Origin of the sequence: uncultured Streptococcus sp., from assembly GCF_963511325.1 — a bacterium.
GTDB lineage: Bacteria > Bacillota > Bacilli > Lactobacillales > Streptococcaceae > Streptococcus.
The window spans coordinates 18344-35982 of the sequence record NZ_CAUPII010000002.1; the positions used below are offsets into that span (position 1 = coordinate 18344).

General features: G+C 42.6%; 12 protein-coding genes and 1 pseudogene. All 13 read left to right on the forward strand.

Features of this window, described 5'->3' with window-relative positions; genetic code table 11:
• Positions 1 to 60 precede the first annotated feature (60 nt).
• The 13 genes and pseudogenes from comA to RQ973_RS00915 all read left to right on the forward strand — a co-directional run bounded on the left by comA (position 61) and on the right by RQ973_RS00915 (position 17633).
• Positions 61 to 2214 carry a peptide cleavage/export ABC transporter ComA gene (gene comA, locus RQ973_RS00855; RefSeq protein WP_311522419.1) on the forward strand — a complete coding sequence of 718 codons (2154 nt, stop codon included), beginning with the start codon at positions 61 to 63 and terminating at the stop codon, positions 2212 to 2214.
• Positions 2215 to 2226: 12 nt separating this feature from the next.
• A complete protein-coding gene (locus RQ973_RS00860; protein WP_001190313.1) occupies positions 2227 to 3567 on the forward strand; it encodes a bacteriocin secretion accessory protein in 1341 nt (446 codons plus the stop codon).
• Positions 3568 to 3735: 168 nt separating this feature from the next.
• Positions 3736 to 4443 carry a phosphoribosylaminoimidazolesuccinocarboxamide synthase gene (purC, locus tag RQ973_RS00865; RefSeq protein WP_000095682.1) on the forward strand — a complete coding sequence of 236 codons (708 nt, stop codon included), beginning with the start codon at positions 3736 to 3738 and terminating at the stop codon, positions 4441 to 4443.
• A gap of 63 nt (positions 4444 to 4506) precedes the next feature.
• Complete coding sequence (locus RQ973_RS00870; protein ID WP_311522421.1) at positions 4507 to 8232, forward strand: phosphoribosylformylglycinamidine synthase; 3726 nt, start codon at positions 4507 to 4509, stop codon at positions 8230 to 8232.
• A gap of 168 nt (positions 8233 to 8400) precedes the next feature.
• Positions 8401 to 9843 carry an amidophosphoribosyltransferase gene (gene purF, locus RQ973_RS00875; protein WP_311522422.1) on the forward strand — a complete coding sequence of 481 codons (1443 nt, stop codon included), beginning with the start codon at positions 8401 to 8403 and terminating at the stop codon, positions 9841 to 9843.
• A 36-nt stretch (positions 9844 to 9879) separates the two neighbouring features.
• On the forward strand, positions 9880 to 10902 hold the full coding sequence (gene purM, locus RQ973_RS00880) for a phosphoribosylformylglycinamidine cyclo-ligase (RefSeq protein WP_036756560.1): 1023 nt from the start codon (positions 9880 to 9882) through the stop codon (positions 10900 to 10902).
• A complete protein-coding gene (purN, locus tag RQ973_RS00885) occupies positions 10902 to 11474 on the forward strand; it encodes a phosphoribosylglycinamide formyltransferase (RefSeq protein WP_311522425.1) in 573 nt (190 codons plus the stop codon). The genes purM and purN overlap by 1 nt, the downstream gene beginning before the upstream one ends.
• A 41-nt stretch (positions 11475 to 11515) precedes the next feature.
• A pseudogene (locus tag RQ973_RS00890) lies at positions 11516 to 12213 on the forward strand (suppressor of fused domain protein).
• 41 nt (positions 12214 to 12254) lie between these two features.
• Positions 12255 to 13802 (forward strand): bifunctional phosphoribosylaminoimidazolecarboxamide formyltransferase/IMP cyclohydrolase, encoded by a 1548-nt coding sequence (gene purH, locus RQ973_RS00895; RefSeq protein WP_311522426.1) that lies wholly within the window; start codon positions 12255 to 12257, stop codon positions 13800 to 13802.
• 121 nt (positions 13803 to 13923) lie between these two features.
• Positions 13924 to 15186, forward strand: a complete 1263-nt coding sequence (purD, locus tag RQ973_RS00900) for a phosphoribosylamine--glycine ligase (RefSeq protein WP_311522427.1) — start codon at positions 13924 to 13926, stop codon at positions 15184 to 15186.
• A gap of 190 nt (positions 15187 to 15376) precedes the next feature.
• Positions 15377 to 15868: a 5-(carboxyamino)imidazole ribonucleotide mutase gene (gene purE, locus RQ973_RS00905; protein WP_311522428.1), complete on the forward strand. Its 492-nt coding sequence runs from the start codon at positions 15377 to 15379 to the stop codon at positions 15866 to 15868.
• Complete coding sequence (purK, locus tag RQ973_RS00910; protein WP_311522430.1) at positions 15855 to 16928, forward strand: 5-(carboxyamino)imidazole ribonucleotide synthase; 1074 nt, start codon at positions 15855 to 15857, stop codon at positions 16926 to 16928. The genes purE and purK overlap by 14 nt, the downstream gene beginning before the upstream one ends.
• 9 nt (positions 16929 to 16937) lie before the next feature.
• Positions 16938 to 17633, forward strand: a complete 696-nt coding sequence (locus tag RQ973_RS00915) for a hypothetical protein (protein ID WP_311522432.1) — start codon at positions 16938 to 16940, stop codon at positions 17631 to 17633.
• Positions 17634 to 17639: the final 6 nt, after the last annotated feature.

A 17639-nucleotide genomic window follows, 5' to 3' on the forward strand; every position in this document is an offset into this window, starting at 1 on the left:
GTTTGGATAAAATAATCTTACAAAGTTTTCTTTGGATATTGTTAGGAAAAGGAGTAGGATATGAAATTTAGTAAACGGCATTATCGTCCTCAGGTAGACCAGATGGACTGTGGTGTGGCTTCATTAGCCATGGTCTTTGGTTATTATGGTAGTTATTATTCTCTGGCTCACTTGCGAGAGTTGGCCAAGACGACCATGGATGGGACTACGGCTTTAGGTTTAGTCAAGGTTGCTGAGGAGATAGGTTTTGAGACGCGAGCAATAAAGGCGGACATGACCTTGTTTGATTTGCCGGATGTAACTTTTCCTTTTGTGGCTCATGTGCTTAAGGAAGGGAAATTGCTCCATTATTATGTGGTGACTGGCCAGGACAAGAACAACATTCATATTGCTGATCCAGATCCTAGTGTTAAGCTGACCAAGATTTCTCGTGAGCGCTTTGCCAAGGAGTGGACAGGAATCACTATTTTTATGGCTCCATCTCCGAGTTATAAGCCTCATAAGGAACAAAAAAATGGGCTTCTCTCCTTTATCCCTATATTAGTGAAACAGCGTGGCTTGATTGTCAATATCGTTTTGGCGACCCTCTTGGTGACCTTGATTAACATTGTGGGTTCTTATTATCTGCAGTCTATCATTGACACTTATGTACCAGATCAGATGCACTCGACACTGGGAATTATTTCGATAGGGCTAGTCATCGTTTATGTCCTTCAGCAAATCTTATCTTATGCCCAGGAGTATCTTTTACTTGTTTTGGGGCAACGCTTGTCGATTGATGTGATTTTGTCTTATATCAAGCATGTTTTTCATTTACCTATGTCCTTTTTTGCGACACGACGGACAGGGGAAATCGTGTCTCGTTTCACGGATGCGAATAGTATCATCGATGCACTGGCTTCAACTATTCTGTCAATCTTTTTGGATGTATCTACTGTCTTGATTATTTCAGTAGTTCTATTTTCGCAGAATAGCAATCTCTTTTTCATGAGTTTACTAGCCCTTCCTATCTACACAGTGATTATCTTTGCTTTTATGAAGCCCTTTGAAAAGATGAATCGGGAAACTATGGAAGCCAATGCGGTTCTGTCTTCTTCTATCATTGAGGACATCAATGGTATTGAGACCATCAAGTCCTTAACTAGCGAAAGTTCACGCTATCAAAAGATTGACAAGGAATTTGTAGATTATCTGAAAAAATCTTTTACTTACAGTCGGGCAGAAAGTCAGCAAAAGGCTCTGAAAAAGCTTGCCCAACTCTTGCTCAATGTTGCCATTCTCTGGATGGGGGCTCTCCTAGTCATGGACAATAAGATGAGTTTGGGCCAGTTGATTACCTATAATACTTTGCTTATTTACTTTACAAATCCATTGGAAAATATCATCAATCTGCAAACCAAACTTCAGACAGCGCAGGTAGCCAATAACCGTCTCAATGAAGTTTATCTGGTTGCATCTGAGTTTGAGGAAAAGAAAACAGTCTCGGATTTGAGCTTGCTAGAAGGAGATATGACTTTTAAGCAGGTTCACTACAAATATGGCTATGGTCGAGATGTCTTGTCGGACATCAATCTAACCATTCCGCAAGGCTCTAAAGTGGCTTTTGTAGGGATTTCAGGATCGGGTAAGACGACCTTGGCTAAGATGATGGTTAATTTTTATGATCCAAGTCAGGGGGAGATTAGTCTGGGTGGTGTCAATCTCAATCAGATTGATAAAAAGACTCTACGCCAGTATATCAACTACCTGCCTCAGCAGCCCTACGTCTTTAACGGAACGATCTTGGAGAACCTTCTTCTTGGAGCCAAGGAAGGGACGACCCAGGAGGATATCTTGAGAGCAGTGGAGTTGGCTGAGATTCGGGAGGATATCGAGCGGATGCCACTGAATTACCAGACAGAATTGACTTCGGATGGAGCGGGCATTTCAGGTGGTCAACGTCAGAGAATTGCTTTGGCGCGTGCTCTCTTGACAGATGCACCTGTCTTGATCTTGGATGAGGCGACCAGCAGTTTGGATATTTTGACAGAGAAGCGAATTGTCGATAATCTCATGGCTTTAGACAAGACCTTGATTTTCATCGCCCACCGCTTGACCATTGCTGAGCGGACAGAGAAGGTTGTCGTTTTGGATCAGGGCAAGATTGTCGAAGAGGGGACACATATGGATTTACTGGCTCAGGGTGGTTTTTATGCCCACTTGGTGAATAGTTAGAGAGGAGAAAAGATGCAATCAGAATTTTTAGAAAGTGCTGAGTTTTACAATCGTCGTTACCATAATTTTTCTAGTTATGTGATTTTTCCAAGTTTTATCTTGTTTTTGTTCCTGATCGTTTTTTCAATCTTTGCCCAAAAGGAGATAAGCTTGACAGCTGGAGCTACGGTAGAACCTGCTCGTATCATTGCTACCATTCAGTCTAGTAGTAATAGTAAGATTGTGGCGAATCATTTGGCTGAAAATAAGTTTGTCAAGCAAGGGGATCTTCTCGTTCAATACCAAGAGGGAGCAGAAGCCGTTCAGGCTGAGAATTATGCCAGTCAGTTGGAAATGCTCAAGGATCAGAAGGTTCAACTGGAGTATTTAAAAGCAAGCCTTCAAGCAGGAAGTGATCAATTTCCAGAAGCAGATAAATTTGGCTATCAGCATAGTTTTTTAGATTATCTAAATCAAGTTGCTAGTTTACGGAGTCAGGTTGAGCAACAAAATGCTAGTATATCATCTCAAAATGCAGCAGCCAGTGGTAGTCAGGCAGAATTAGGCAATCTCATCGGAGAAACCCAGTCCAAAATTAAAGAATATCAGCAAGCCAAGTCTGCTATTCAGGGTGATGGACACTTAGAGAGTGATCATCCAGCTTATGCTATTTATCAGTCGACAAAGGAGCAAGGATCGGAAACCAAACAGCAGGCCTTATCTCAGCTAGATGCTCAAATCACTCAGTTGGAGTCAACTCTTGCAGGTTATCGAGTACAGTATGCAGGTTCAGGAGCCCAGCAAGCTTATGCATCTGGATTGGGAAGTCAGTTGGAGTCATTAAAATCTCAGCAACTAGCCAAGGTAGGCCAGGAATTAACGCTCTTGGATCAGAAAATTCTTGAAGCGGAGTCGGGTAAAAAGATTCAAGGGAATCTTTTAGAGAAGGAGAAAATTACAGCAACAGAAGATGGTGTTCTACATTTGAATCCTGAGCATAGTCGATCTACCATCATTCCAGAAGGAACTATCCTCGCTCACCTTTTTCCGCAGTTGGCTAGAGAGAGGAAGGCAAAACTGACAGCTTATATCAGTTCTAAGGAAGTGGCTGGTCTCAAGCCTGGAAATGAGGTACGATTTACAACGGTAACGGATGCCAATAAGCAGCTAGTATTGACATCCAAGATTACGAATATCGATACCAGTGCGACTCAGACAGAAAAGGGCAATTTCTTTAAATTAGAGGCAGAGACGGATTTGAATGCTGAACAAGCAGAAAAACTTCGTTATGGACTTGAAGGTCGTTTGACTATGATTACAGGTAGGAAGAGTTTTTTACGCTACTATCTTGACCGCTTTTTGAAACAAGAATAAAGTTCTCATTTTAACTCAAATCAATCTTAGAAAATCGCAAATGAAAATTCGTTTGCGATTTTTCTGTACTTTTTCAGATATGATATCAAATATAGTTCGTGAAATATTTGATTTTTAGTGTCTGTTGTGTTAGAATGATGTAAAGTAATACGAAAGGCGAACAAGAAAATGTCCAGTAAACTTATTTATACGGGAAAAGCTAAAGATATCTATACTACAGAAGACGAAAATGTGATTAAGTCGGTCTACAAGGACCAGGCAACCATGCTGAATGGAGCTCGCAAAGAGACCATTGAGGGTAAAGGTGTGTTAAATAATCAGATTTCGTCTCTTATTTTTGAAAAATTGAATGCTGCTGGTGTGGCGACACACTTTATCGAACGTATTTCTGACACAGAACAATTGAATAAAAAAGTGACAATCATTCCTTTGGAGGTTGTGCTTCGTAACGTAACTGCAGGTTCTTTCTCAAAACGTTTTGGTGTGGAAGAAGGTTTGGACTTGGAGACTCCAATCGTTGAATTTTACTACAAGAACGATGATTTGGACGATCCATTTATCAATGATGAGCATGTCAAGTTCTTGGATATTGCCAATGATGAGCAAATTGCTTATATCAAGGAAGAAACGCGTCGTATCAATGAATTGCTGAAAGATTGGTTTGCACAAATTGGTCTTCGGTTGATTGACTTCAAATTGGAATTTGGCTTTGATAAGGATGGCAAGATCATCTTGGCAGACGAATTCTCACCAGACAACTGCCGTCTTTGGGATGCGGAAGGGCACCATATGGACAAGGATGTTTTTCGTAGAGATTTAGGCAGTTTGACAGATGTTTATAAGGTTGTGTTAGAGAAATTGCAAGGCTTGAAGTAACTTGTTTGAAACGGAAAACCTTCGTCTTCGATAACCTATTTGAATAGAAATAAAGGAAATAAAATGGATAAACGTATTTTCGTTGAGAAAAAAGCTGATTTTCGTGTGAAATCTCACTCTTTAGTAAAAGAATTACAGCATAATCTTCAGTTGAAAACTTTGAAGGATCTTCGGATTGTTCAAGTTTACGATGTTTTTGGTTTGGCAGAGGACTTGTTTGCGCGTGCAGAAAAACATATCTTCTCTGAGCAAGTGACTGATACTGTTTTGGACGAGGCTGCGGTTAAGGCTGATCTTGAGAAGTATGCTTTCTTTGCTATCGAAAGCTTGCCTGGTCAATTTGACCAACGTGCGGCATCTTCACAAGAAGCTTTGCTGTTGCTTGGTAGTTCAAATGATGTAACGGTGAACACAGCACAATTGTACTTGGTTAACAAGGATATTGATGCGAATGAGTTGGAAGCTGTCAAAAACTACCTCTTGAACCCAGTGGATTCTCGTTTCAAAGATATCACTCTTGGTATTGCTAAACAGGATTTCTCTGAGTCTGACAAGACCATTCCAAGCTTGGATTTCTTTGAAACTTATACGGCAGAAGATTTTGCACAGTATAAAGCTAATCAAGGATTGGCAATGGAAGTGGATGACCTTCTCTTCATTCAAGATTACTTCAAATCTATTGGACGTGTGCCAACTGAGACTGAGTTGAAGGTTTTGGATACTTACTGGTCTGACCACTGCCGTCATACAACTTTCGAGACTGAGTTGAAAACCATCGATTTCTCAGCTTCTAAATTTGAAAAACAATTGCAAGCGACTTACGACAAATATATTGCCATGCGTGATGAGTTGGGACGTACAGAAAAACCTCAAACCTTGATGGATATGGCGACTATTTTTGGACGTTATGAGCGTGCCAATGGTCGTTTGGATGACATGGAAGTGTCTGATGAAATCAATGCCTGCTCAGTTGAAATTGAAGTGGATGTCAATGGTGTCAAAGAACCATGGCTTCTTATGTTCAAGAACGAAACCCATAACCATCCAACGGAGATTGAACCATTTGGTGGAGCGGCTACTTGTATCGGTGGTGCCATTCGTGACCCATTGTCAGGTCGTTCATACGTTTACCAAGCCATGCGTATTTCAGGTGCTGGTGATATTACAGCTCCGATTGCTGAAACTCGTCCTGGTAAATTGCCACAACAAGTGATTTCTAAAACAGCGGCTCACGGTTATTCTTCATACGGTAACCAAATTGGTCTTGCAACAACTTATGTTCGTGAATACTTCCACCCAGGTTTCGTTGCTAAGCGTATGGAGCTAGGTGCCGTTGTCGGTGCAGCTCCTAAGGAAAATGTGGTCCGTGAAAAACCTGAAGCAGGTGATGTGATTATCTTGCTCGGTGGTAAAACTGGACGTGACGGTGTCGGTGGTGCGACAGGTTCTTCTAAAGTTCAAACGGTTGAATCTGTTGAAACAGCTGGTGCTGAGGTTCAAAAAGGGAATGCCATCGAAGAACGTAAGATTCAACGTCTTTTCCGTAATGGGGATGTGACACGTCTGATCAAGAAATCAAATGATTTTGGTGCTGGTGGTGTCTGTGTGGCTATCGGTGAATTGGCAGATGGTCTTGAAATTGATTTAGACAAAGTGCCATTGAAATACCAAGGCTTGAACGGTACCGAAATTGCTATCTCTGAATCTCAAGAACGTATGGCCGTAGTGGTTCGTCCAGAAGATGTAGATGCCTTCGTTGCTGAATGTAACAAAGAAAATATTGATGCTGTTGTCGTTGCGACAGTAACTGAAAAACCAAATCTTGTCATGCACTGGAATGGTGAAACAATCGTTGATTTGGAACGTCGTTTCCTTGATACAAACGGTGTACGTGTGGTTGTAGATGCTAAGGTGGTTGACAAGGATGTCAAGCTTCCAGAAGAACGTCAAACATCTGCTGAAACCCTTGAAGCTGATACTCTTGAAGTCTTGGCTGACCTTAACCATGCCAGTCAAAAAGGTTTACAAACCATCTTTGATAGCTCAGTTGGTCGTTCAACAGTTAATCATCCACTCGGTGGTCGCTACCAAATCACACCAACGGAAGCTTCTGTACAGAAATTGCCAGTTCAACATGGTGTGACAACAACTGCTTCTGTCATGGCGCAAGGATTCAACCCTTATGTAGCAGAATGGTCTCCATACCATGGTGCGGCTTATGCGGTCATCGAAGCAACTGCTCGTTTGGTTGCTGCTGGTGCAAAATGGTCTAAGGCTCGTTTCTCTTATCAAGAATACTTCGAGCGAATGGATAAACAAGCAGAGCGTTTTGGTCAACCAGTGGCTGCTCTCCTTGGATCCATTGAAGCTCAGATTCAACTTGGTTTGCCATCTATCGGTGGTAAAGACTCTATGTCTGGTACCTTTGAAGAATTGACAGTACCACCAACCTTGGTTGCTTTTGGTGTGACAACAGCAGATAGCCGTAAGGTCCTATCTCCAGAATTTAAGGCTGTTGGTGAAAATATTTACTATATTCCAGGTCAATCTTTGGCACAAGAAATTGATTTTGATCTTATCAAGTCTAACTTTGCTCAATTTGAAGCCATCCAAGCTGACCATAAAGTCACATCTGCATCAGCTGTTAAATATGGTGGTGTGGTTGAAGCTCTTGCCCTTGCAACATTTGGTAACCATATTGGTGCAAACGTTGAATTAGCTGACTTTGACACTAGCTTGACAGCTCAATTGGGTGGATTCGTCTTCACATCTCCTGAAGAAATTGCAGGTGTTGCCAAGATTGGACAAACAGTAGCTGACTTTACACTTACTGTCAATGGTGTAACACTTGATGGACACAAACTTGACAGTGCCTTCCAAGGTAAATTGGAAGAAGTTTACCCAACGGAATTTGCACAAGCAACTGAGTTGGAAGAAGTACCTGCTGTGGCATCAGATGCTGTGATTAAAGCTAAAGAAACAGTTGAAAAACCAGTAGTTTACATCCCAGTATTCCCAGGTACTAACTCTGAGTACGATTCAGCAAAGGCCTTTGAAAAAGAAGGTGCCAAAGTCAACTTGGTACCATTTGTAACACTTAATGAAGAAGCTATTGTCAAGTCTGTTGACACTATGGTTGACAATATCGAAAAAGCTAACATTATCTTCTTTGCAGGTGGTTTCTCAGCAGCCGATGAACCAGATGGATCAGCTAAATTTATCGTGAACATCTTGCTCAATGAAAAAGTACGTGTAGCCATTGATAGTTTCATCGAACGTGGTGGTTTGATTATCGGTATCTGTAACGGATTCCAAGCCCTTGTTAAATCTGGTCTTCTTCCATATGGTAACTTTGAAGATGCAAGTAGCACGAGTCCAACTCTATTCTACAATGATGCCAACCAACACGTGGCTAAGATGGTGGAAACACGTATTGCCAATACTAACTCACCATGGCTTGCCGGAGTAGAAGTTGGTGACATCCATGCCATTCCAGTATCACATGGTGAAGGTAAATTTGTCGTGACAGCTGAGGAATTTGCAGAGCTTCGTGACAATGGTCAAATCTTTACCCAATATGTTGACTTCGAAGGGAAACCAAGCATGGATTCAAAATACAATCCTAACGGATCTGTCAATGCTATCGAAGGTATTACAAGTAAGAACGGTCAAATTATTGGTAAGATGGGTCACTCAGAACGTTTCGAAGATGGTCTCTTCCAAAATATTCCAGGAAATAAAGACCAGCACCTCTTTGCATCAGCTGTGAAATACTTTACTGGGAAGTAAGATTTGCAGATTTTTTAATAGATAACCATCAGTGAATGTAAAATCAAGTAGATGTAACTTGCGATAATTGCAAATGATTTATTGTTGCGAGTGAAACGAGCTTCTACCGTATCATTCCGCTCTAGTATCGCTAAGGAATGATGCAGAAATGAAAATTAGGTATATAAAATGACATACGAAGTAAAATCTCTTAATGAAGAATGTGGTGTTTTTGGTATCTGGGGTCACCCAGACGCTGCCAAATTGACCTATTTTGGACTCCATAGTCTTCAGCACCGTGGTCAGGAGGGGGCAGGAATCCTCTCTAATGACCATGGACAATTGAAGCGTCATCGTGATATGGGGCTTTTATCAGAAGTCTTCAAAAATCCTGCTAATTTGGATAAATTGACAGGAACTGGAGCGATTGGACACGTGCGTTATGCGACTGCGGGAGAAGCTTCTGTAGACAATATCCAACCTTTCCTTTTCCGTTTTCATGACATGCAGTTTGGTTTGGCTCATAATGGGAATCTGACCAATGCAGAATCACTCAAGCAAGAATTGGAACAAAGAGGAGCAATCTTTAGCTCGACTTCTGATTCAGAAATCTTGGCTCACTTGATTCGCCGTAGCCACAATCCAAACCTGATGGGGAAAATCAAGGAAGCGCTCAGTCTTGTCAAAGGTGGTTTTGCTTATCTCTTGATGTTTGAGGATAAGCTGATTGCAGCGCTGGATCCAAATGGTTTCCGTCCTCTGTCAATCGGGAAAATGGCCAATGGAGCAGTAGTGGTTTCATCTGAAACCTGTGCCTTTGAAGTCATCGGTGCTGAGTGGATTCGCGATGTGAAACCAGGCGAGATTGTTATTATTGATGACAATGGCATCCAGTATGACAGTTATACAAACGATACTCAACTGGCAATCTGTTCCATGGAGTACATCTACTTTGCCCGTCCTGACTCCAACATCCATGGTGTTAATGTTCATACGGCTCGTAAGAGAATGGGAGCTCAATTGGCACGTGAGTTCAAGCACGAAGCTGATATTGTAGTTGGGGTACCAAATTCCTCACTCAGCGCAGCGATGGGCTTTGCGGAAGAATCAGGTCTGCCAAATGAAATGGGTCTCATCAAGAACCAATATACGCAACGGACCTTTATCCAGCCGACTCAAGAATTGCGCGAGCAAGGAGTTCGTATGAAACTGTCTGCCGTTTCTGGTGTCGTCAAAGGAAAACGTGTGGTCATGATTGATGACTCTATCGTACGTGGAACAACATCACGTCGCATTGTCCAACTCTTGAAAGAAGCAGGAGCATCAGAAGTACACGTTGCCATTGGTAGTCCTGCTCTTGCCTATCCATGTTTCTACGGAATTGATATCCAGACACGTCAGGAGTTGATTGCGGCTAATCATACCGTTGAGGAAACTTGCCAAATCATTGGTGCGGATAGTCTGACTTATCTTTCTATTGATGGCTTGATAAACTCTATTGGGATTGAAACAGATGCACCAAATGGCGGTCTCTGTGTGGCTTACTTTGATGGGAACTATCCAACTCCTCTCTATGACTATGAAGAAGAATATCGTAGAAGTTTGGAAGAAAAAACGAGTTTTTACAAATAAAATTCCCCATTGAAGGAAAGGAAGAGGAATAAACAAATGACAAATAAAAATGCGTATGCCCAATCGGGTGTGGACGTTGAAGCAGGTTATGAAGTTGTTGAACGGATTAAAAAACACGTAGCACGTACAGAGCGTGCGGGTGTTATGGGAGCTCTTGGTGGTTTCGGTGGCATGTTTGACCTTTCAAAAACAGGTGTCAAAGAGCCAGTTTTGATTTCAGGGACGGACGGAGTCGGAACCAAGCTCATGCTGGCTATCAAGTACGACAAACACGATACGATTGGCCAAGACTGTGTGGCTATGTGTGTCAATGATATCATCGCTGCAGGTGCGGAGCCCCTCTATTTCCTTGACTACGTCGCTACTGGAAAGAATGAACCAGCTAAGCTAGAACAAGTGGTTGCTGGTGTGGCAGAAGGTTGTGTGCAGGCAGGCGCTGCCCTCATCGGTGGGGAAACAGCTGAAATGCCTGGTATGTATGGCGAAGATGACTACGATTTGGCTGGTTTTGCAGTCGGTGTGGCTGAAAAATCTCAAATTATTGACGGTTCAAAAGTAGCAGAAGGTGATGTTCTTCTCGGACTTGCTTCAAGTGGTATCCACTCAAATGGTTATTCACTCGTGCGTCGTGTCTTTGCGGACTATACAGGTGAAGAAGTTCTCCCAGAATTGGAAGGCAAGAAACTCAAAGATGTTCTTTTGGAACCAACTCGTATCTACGTCAAAGCAGCATTGCCACTGATCAAAGAAGAATTGGTTAACGGGATTGCCCACATCACAGGTGGTGGTTTCATTGAAAATGTACCACGTATGTTCTCAGATGACTTGGCTGCTGAAATTGATGAAAGCAAGGTTCCTGTTCTTCCAATTTTCAAAGCCCTTGAAAAATATGGCCAAATCAAACATGAAGAAATGTTTGAAATCTTCAACATGGGTATTGGTCTCATGCTTGCGGTTAAACCAGAGAATGTGGAACGTGTCAAAGAACTTCTTGACGAACCTGTTTATGAAATCGGTCGTATTGTGAAGAAGACAGATGCAAGTGTGGTGATTAAATAATGTCTAAAAAAATTGCTGTTTTTGCCTCTGGTAACGGCTCAAACTTTCAGGTGATTGCGGAACAATTTCCAGTAGAATTTGTCTTTTCAGATCATAGGGATGCCTATGTACTTGAGCGTTCAGAGAATCTTGGTATTTTAACCTATGCCTTTGAACTTAAAGAGTTTGAGAACAAGGCAGACTATGAAGGAGCCATTGTCGAACTCTTGGATGAACACCAGATTGACTTGGTTTGTCTTGCAGGCTACATGAAAATCGTCGGTCCAACCTTGCTAGCAGCTTATGAAGGCCGTATCATCAATATTCACCCAGCCTATCTCCCTGAATTCCCAGGTGCTCATGGTATTGAGGATGCTTGGAATGCAGGCGTTGACCAGTCTGGCGTGACTATTCACTGGGTGGACTCTGGTGTTGATACCGGTAAGGTCATCAAACAGGTTCGTGTACCACGCCTTGAAGGGGATACCCTGGATACTTTCGAAACTCGCATCCACGAAACAGAGTACAAACTTTATCCAGAAGTCTTGGATAGTTTGGGAGTGGAGAGGAAGCAAGCAGGAAATCAGAGATGATTTTGTAGCAGGGCTAAAAGCCATCAGCTAAGGAGAAGTTTATGGGGTTGTTTGATTTTTTTAAGAAAAAATCTTCTGGCGAAGAAAAACCGATTAAAGATGAAGACAAGATTGTTGTTGAATCTGAAAATACAGATGATAGTGCACCAGGGTGGGAAGCTATTGATGCAGAGTTTAATCGTATATACCCTGATCAGCCAAATCCTCTTCATTATGGAACGGTTATCAAGTATATGTTAGGTGGGCCAGATCCGCTTGATGGTATTAGTGTTTATGATGCAGGAGAATTTTGGCATTTTGTTAGCTACGGTTTGTCAGAATTATATACAAAAGAAAGCGAAGACCCTGAATACAGTGGTTATGGGATTGAATTGACTTTTAAGTTAAAGAAATCAAATAATGACGAAGAAGAAATAAAAAATGGTTGTGGTTTGCTACAGTATGTGGCAAGATATATTTTTAAAACATATTGCCAGAAGAATACATTTATACCAAGCAGACAGAGGGAATCGATGCCCAGCAGAAGTCTAATCTGACAGGATTTTTGACTGCTGCTGATGATTTAGCTGATACCATTGATACTCCGCATGGAAAAGTGGAATTTGTAACCTTGATTGGTGCGACAGATGCCGAACTGCGAAGTGTTTACGAAAGTGAAACCAGTAGGCTTGAGGTCAAGAAATTGTTGCAAGAACTGGGAAATCAGCTTACAGACTATAATCGTCAGTCTCTAGTTTAACTGATGTGAAAGAGCCTCTTGATTCAAGGAAAGGAAGAAAAATGACAAAACGTGCACTAATTAGTGTCTCAGATAAAGCGGGCATTGTAGAATTTGCCCAAGAACTCAAAAAACTCGGTTGGGATATCATCTCGACAGGTGGGACCAAGGTTGCTCTTGATAATGCTGGGGTGGATACTATCGCCATTGACGATGTGACTGGTTTCCCAGAAATGATGGATGGTCGTGTGAAGACTCTCCACCCAAATATCCACGGTGGTCTCCTCGCTCGTCGTGACTTGGATAGCCACCTAGAGGCTGCTAAGGACAATAAGATTGAGTTGATCGACCTTGTTGTGGTCAACCTTTACCCATTTAAGGAAACGATTCTTAAACCAGACGTGACTTACGCTGACGCAGTTGAAAACATCGATATCGGTGGTCCATCCATGCTTCGTTCTGCAGCAAAGAACCACGCTAGCGTCACAGTTGTGGTAGATCCTGCTGACTATGCGGTTGTTTTGGACGAATTGGCAGCAAACGGCGAAACATCTTACGAAACTCGCCAACGTTTGGCAGCAAAAGTATTCCGTCACACAGCAGCCTATGATGCCTTGATTGCAGAATACTTCACTGCTCAAGTGGGTGAAGAAAAACCTGAAAAATTCACATTGACTTATGACCTTAAGCAACCAATGCGTTACGGTGAAAATCCTCAACAAGATGCAGACTTCTACCAAAAGGGTTTGCCAACTGCTTACTCAATTGCTTCAGCGAAGCAGCTTAACGGTAAAGAATTGTCCTTCAACAATATCCGTGATGCTGATGCCGCTATCCGTATCATCCGTGACTTCAAAGATCGTCCAACTGTTGTGGCTCTCAAACATATGAACCCATGTGGGATTGGTCAAGCTGACGATATCGAAACTGCTTGGGATTACGCTTATGAGTCTGATCCAGTGTCTATCTTTGGTGGTATTGTCGTTCTCAACCGTGAAGTAGATGCTGCGACAGCTGAGAAGATGCACGGCGTTTTCCTTGAAATCATCATCGCACCAAGCTATACGGATGAAGCGCTAGCTATTTTGACCAACAAAAAGAAAAACTTGCGGATCCTTGCCTTGCCATTTGATGCTCAAGACGCTAGCGAAGTAGAAGCAGAATACACTGGTGTTGTTGGTGGTCTCCTCGTTCAAAACCAAGACGTGGTCAAAGAAAGCCCAGCTGACTGGCAAGTGGTGACTAAACGCCAACCAACTGAGACAGAAGCGACGGCCCTTGAGTTTGCATGGAAAGCTATTAAATACGTCAAATCAAATGGGATTATCGTAACCAATGACCACATGACACTTGGTGTTGGTCCTGGTCAAACCAACCGTGTGGCTTCTGTCCGTATTGCTATTGACCAAGCTAAAGACCGTCTTGAGGGCGCTGTCCTTGCTTCAGATGCCTTCTTCCCATTTGCGGATAACGTGGAAGAAATCGCCAAAGCAGGTATTAAGGCCATCATCCAGCCTGGTGGATCCGTCCGTGACCAAGAATCCATCGAAGCTGCTGATAAATACGGCTTGACCATGGTCTTCACAGGCGTGAGACATTTTAGACATTAAGAAAATAAAAGGGAAGAAAACAGTTTCTTTCCTTTTTTTACTTTAAAAGCGAAACGAAACAAGATTAAAACGAACGTTTATGGTATAATATTGGTAAATAATTCGCAAAAGAGGTTGAAAGATGAAGCTGTTAGTTGTCGGCTCGGGTGGTCGTGAACATGCCATTGCTAAGAAGTTGCTTGAGTCAAAAGACGTTGAAAAAGTCTTTGTAGTTCCTGGAAATGACGGGATGACTCTGGATGGTCTGGAATTGGTGGATATCTCTATTTCCGAACATTCTAAATTGATTGAGTTTGCAAAAGCCAACGATATAGCTTGGTCCTTTATCGGGCCAGATGATGCCCTTGCATCCGGAATCGTGGATGATTTCAATGCAGCAGGTCTCAAGGCTTTTGGTCCGACTAAAGCTTCGGCTGAGCTGGAGTGGTCTAAGGATTTTGCTAAAGAAATCATGGTCAAATATGATGTTCCGACAGCAGCCTATGGGACCTTCTCAGATTTCGAGGAAGCCAAGGCCTATATCGAAGAAAAAGGCGCTCCAATCGTAGTCAAGGCAGACGGTTTGGCCCTTGGGAAAGGTGTTGTCGTTGCGGAGACAGTCGAGCAAGCAGTCGAAGCTGCTCACGAGATGCTCTTGGACAATAAATTCGGTGACTCAGGTGCGCGTGTGGTTATCGAGGAGTTTCTTGCAGGAGAGGAATTTTCACTTTTTGCCTTTGTCAATGGTGACAAGTTCTACATCATGCCAACAGCTCAGGACCACAAACGTGCCTATGATAACGACAAGGGGCCTAACACTGGTGGGATGGGTGCCTATGCGCCAGTTCCACACTTACCACAGAATGTAGTTGATACGGCAGTGGAGACTATTATCAAGCCAGTTCTTGAAGGTATGATCAAAGAAGGCCGTCCGTATCTTGGTGTCCTTTACGCAGGTCTTATTTTGACAGCTGATGGACCCAAAGTTATCGAGTTTAACGCTCGTTTTGGAGATCCTGAAACGCAAATCATCTTGCCTCGCTTGACATCAGATTTTGCACAAAACATCACTGACATTTTAGATGGTAAAGAGCCAGCTATTACTTGGACGGATAAGGGTGTGACACTAGGTGTGGTTGTAGCATCAAACGGTTATCCACTCGCTTATGAGAAAGGTGTCAAGCTTCCTACCAAGACAGAAGGCGACATCATCACTTACTATGCCGGTGCCAAATTCGCTGAAAACGGCCAAGGTCTCATCTCAAACGGCGGACGTGTCTATATTCTCGTCACAACAGCAGATACCGTTAAAGACGGCCAAAACATTATCTACAAGGAACTCAACAACCAAAACACAGAAGGCCTCTTCTACCGAACCGATATCGGAAGCAAGGCAATTAGATAAAGATATAAGAAAAGGCGACGCAGTCGCCAAACACGACAATGGTCGCCGTGGTGAAAAGACCAGAACAGTATCTGTTCTGGTCTAGGGAAAATTTGAGACCTTAGGCTCAAATTTTAGGAATGAAACCGAAGGTTTGCTTCCGTCCCCACCACCTAAGACCATTATCAAAAAAGAAGAAAAAGGAAAAATTATGACTAAACCAATTATTTCCATCATCATGGGCTCAAAATCCGACTGGGCAACCATGCAAAAAACAGCAGAAGTTCTAGACCGCTTCGGCGTCGCTTACGAAAAGAAAGTTGTTTCCGCCCATCGGACGCCTGACCTCATGTTCAAACATGCCGAAGAAGCACGTAGCCGTGGCATAAAGGTCATTATCGCAGGTGCGGGTGGCGCTGCTCACTTGCCAGGTATGGTAGCTGCCAAAACCACTCTGCCTGTCATTGGTGTACCAGTCAAAACACGTGCTCTTAGTGGCGTGGACTCGCTCTACTCTATCGTTCAGATGCCAGGTGGTGTGCCAGTCGCAACCATGGCTATCGGTGAAGCAGGTGCGACTAACGCTGCCCTCTTTGCCCTCCGTCTCTTGTCAGTAGAGGATCAGGCTATCGCGACAGCTTTGGCAGATTTCGCAGAAGAACAAGGAAAAATCGCAGAGGAGTCTACAAATGAGCTCATCTAAAACAATCGGAATTATCGGTGGCGGTCAGCTTGGTCAGATGATGGCCATTTCTGCTATTTACATGGGTCACAAGGTCATTGCACTTGATCCTGCTGCGGATTGCCCGGCCTCTCGCGTGGCGGAAATCATCGTGGCACCTTATACCGATGTGGATGCCCTCCGTCAGTTGGCTGAGCGTTGCGATGTCCTCACCTATGAGTTTGAAAATGTGGATGCTGATGGCCTTGACGCCGTTATCAAAGAAGGACAGCTCCCACAAGGGACAGATCTGCTTCGCATTTCTCAAAACCGTATTTTTGAAAAGGACTTTCTCTCAAATAAGGCCCAAGTCACCGTGGCACCTTATAAGGTTGTGACCTCAAGCCAAGATTTGGCAGATATTGACCTATCGAAAAACTATGTCCTCAAGACTGCGACAGGTGGCTACGATGGGCATGGACAAAAGGTCATTCGCTCAGAAGCAGACTTGGTAGAAGCCTATGCATTAGCAGATTCAGCAGACTGCGTTTTGGAAGAATTTGTCAATTTCGACTTGGAGATTTCTGTCATTGTGTCTGGGAATGGTAAGGATGTGACGGTTTTCCCAGTTCAGGAAAATATCCACCGCAACAACATCCTATCTAAAACTATCGTTCCTGCCCGTATTTCTGACAGTCTAGCTGACAAGGCCAAAGCCATGGCGGTGCGAATTGCTGAACAACTGCACCTATCTGGCACCCTTTGCGTGGAAATGTTTGCGACTGCTGATGACATCATTGTCAATGAAATTGCGCCACGTCCACACAACTCAGGCCACTACTCTATCGAAGCCTGCGACTTCTCCCAGTTTGATACCCATATTTTAGGTGTTCTGGGAGCACCATTGCCAGCTATCCATCTGCATGCCCCAGCCGTCATGCTCAATGTCCTCGGCCAGCATGTCGAGGCCGCTGAAAAATATGTCACAGAAAATCCAAGCGCCCACCTCCACCTGTATGGTAAAATAGAAGCAAAGCAGAATCGCAAGATGGGACACGTGACTTTGTTTAGTGATGTGCCGGATGAAGTAGAGGAGTTTTAAAGAGTTATTATGCCATTACCAAAAAGTAGTCAAGAAGAAATTCAAAAATATTGTGAAAGTCACCTACCTAAAGAAGATTGGTATGAAGAAGAATTTGATTTTATACAAGATTCTGATTTAAAAAAACGGATTATAGAGGAATTTCAATCTGTTAGATACGCTTATAAATTATATGAGGGACTAGAAGCAACTGATATACATTTAAGATTTCAAATTAGGAGTCAAATTCTCTCTTATGCATCTATCTATGAAGCGGTGTTAGAGTATGTTTTAAATACCTATTATTCAGATACTCCTGAGTATGAAGATTTAACTCATCAAGATAATGTACCTACCAGTATATGTATTCCACAAAATAAGAAGGAGAAATTACAAGCTGAATTATCTCATGATGGTAAAGAAATACACACTATATATTATAAGAGAAAGAAAAAACAAAAGACTTCGATTCGATTTGATGATAAATGTCGAACAGCTGAGAAATTGAACTTAATTGGTAAAATTCATAGGGAAGATAGTGTAATAGATTTGCCAGCAGAAATAATTGAGATTTATAGTTATAGAAATGGAATCCACTTGATTGCTGAACAAAGGAAAGAAATTAAATATGAGTTAGAGCTTGGCAAATTAGCGTATAGACGTCTTAAGCCTTTTATTGAGCAAATAAAAAATAGGTTGAAGATAGATGGAAAGTATTATCAGTAAAAGAAT

Coding starts and splice junctions, on each gene's coding strand:
- comA (WP_311522419.1), top strand. CDS start 61: ATGAAATTTAGTAAACGGCATTATCGTCCTCAGGTAGACCAGATGGAC.
- RQ973_RS00860 (WP_001190313.1), top strand. CDS start 2,227: ATGCAATCAGAATTTTTAGAAAGTGCTGAGTTTTACAATCGTCGTTAC.
- purC (WP_000095682.1), top strand. CDS start 3,736: ATGTCCAGTAAACTTATTTATACGGGAAAAGCTAAAGATATCTATACT.
- RQ973_RS00870 (WP_311522421.1), top strand. CDS start 4,507: ATGGATAAACGTATTTTCGTTGAGAAAAAAGCTGATTTTCGTGTGAAA.
- purF (WP_311522422.1), top strand. CDS start 8,401: ATGACATACGAAGTAAAATCTCTTAATGAAGAATGTGGTGTTTTTGGT.
- purM (WP_036756560.1), top strand. CDS start 9,880: ATGACAAATAAAAATGCGTATGCCCAATCGGGTGTGGACGTTGAAGCA.
- purN (WP_311522425.1), top strand. CDS start 10,902: ATGTCTAAAAAAATTGCTGTTTTTGCCTCTGGTAACGGCTCAAACTTT.
- purH (WP_311522426.1), top strand. CDS start 12,255: ATGACAAAACGTGCACTAATTAGTGTCTCAGATAAAGCGGGCATTGTA.
- purD (WP_311522427.1), top strand. CDS start 13,924: ATGAAGCTGTTAGTTGTCGGCTCGGGTGGTCGTGAACATGCCATTGCT.
- purE (WP_311522428.1), top strand. CDS start 15,377: ATGACTAAACCAATTATTTCCATCATCATGGGCTCAAAATCCGACTGG.
- purK (WP_311522430.1), top strand. CDS start 15,855: ATGAGCTCATCTAAAACAATCGGAATTATCGGTGGCGGTCAGCTTGGT.
- RQ973_RS00915 (WP_311522432.1), top strand. CDS start 16,938: ATGCCATTACCAAAAAGTAGTCAAGAAGAAATTCAAAAATATTGTGAA.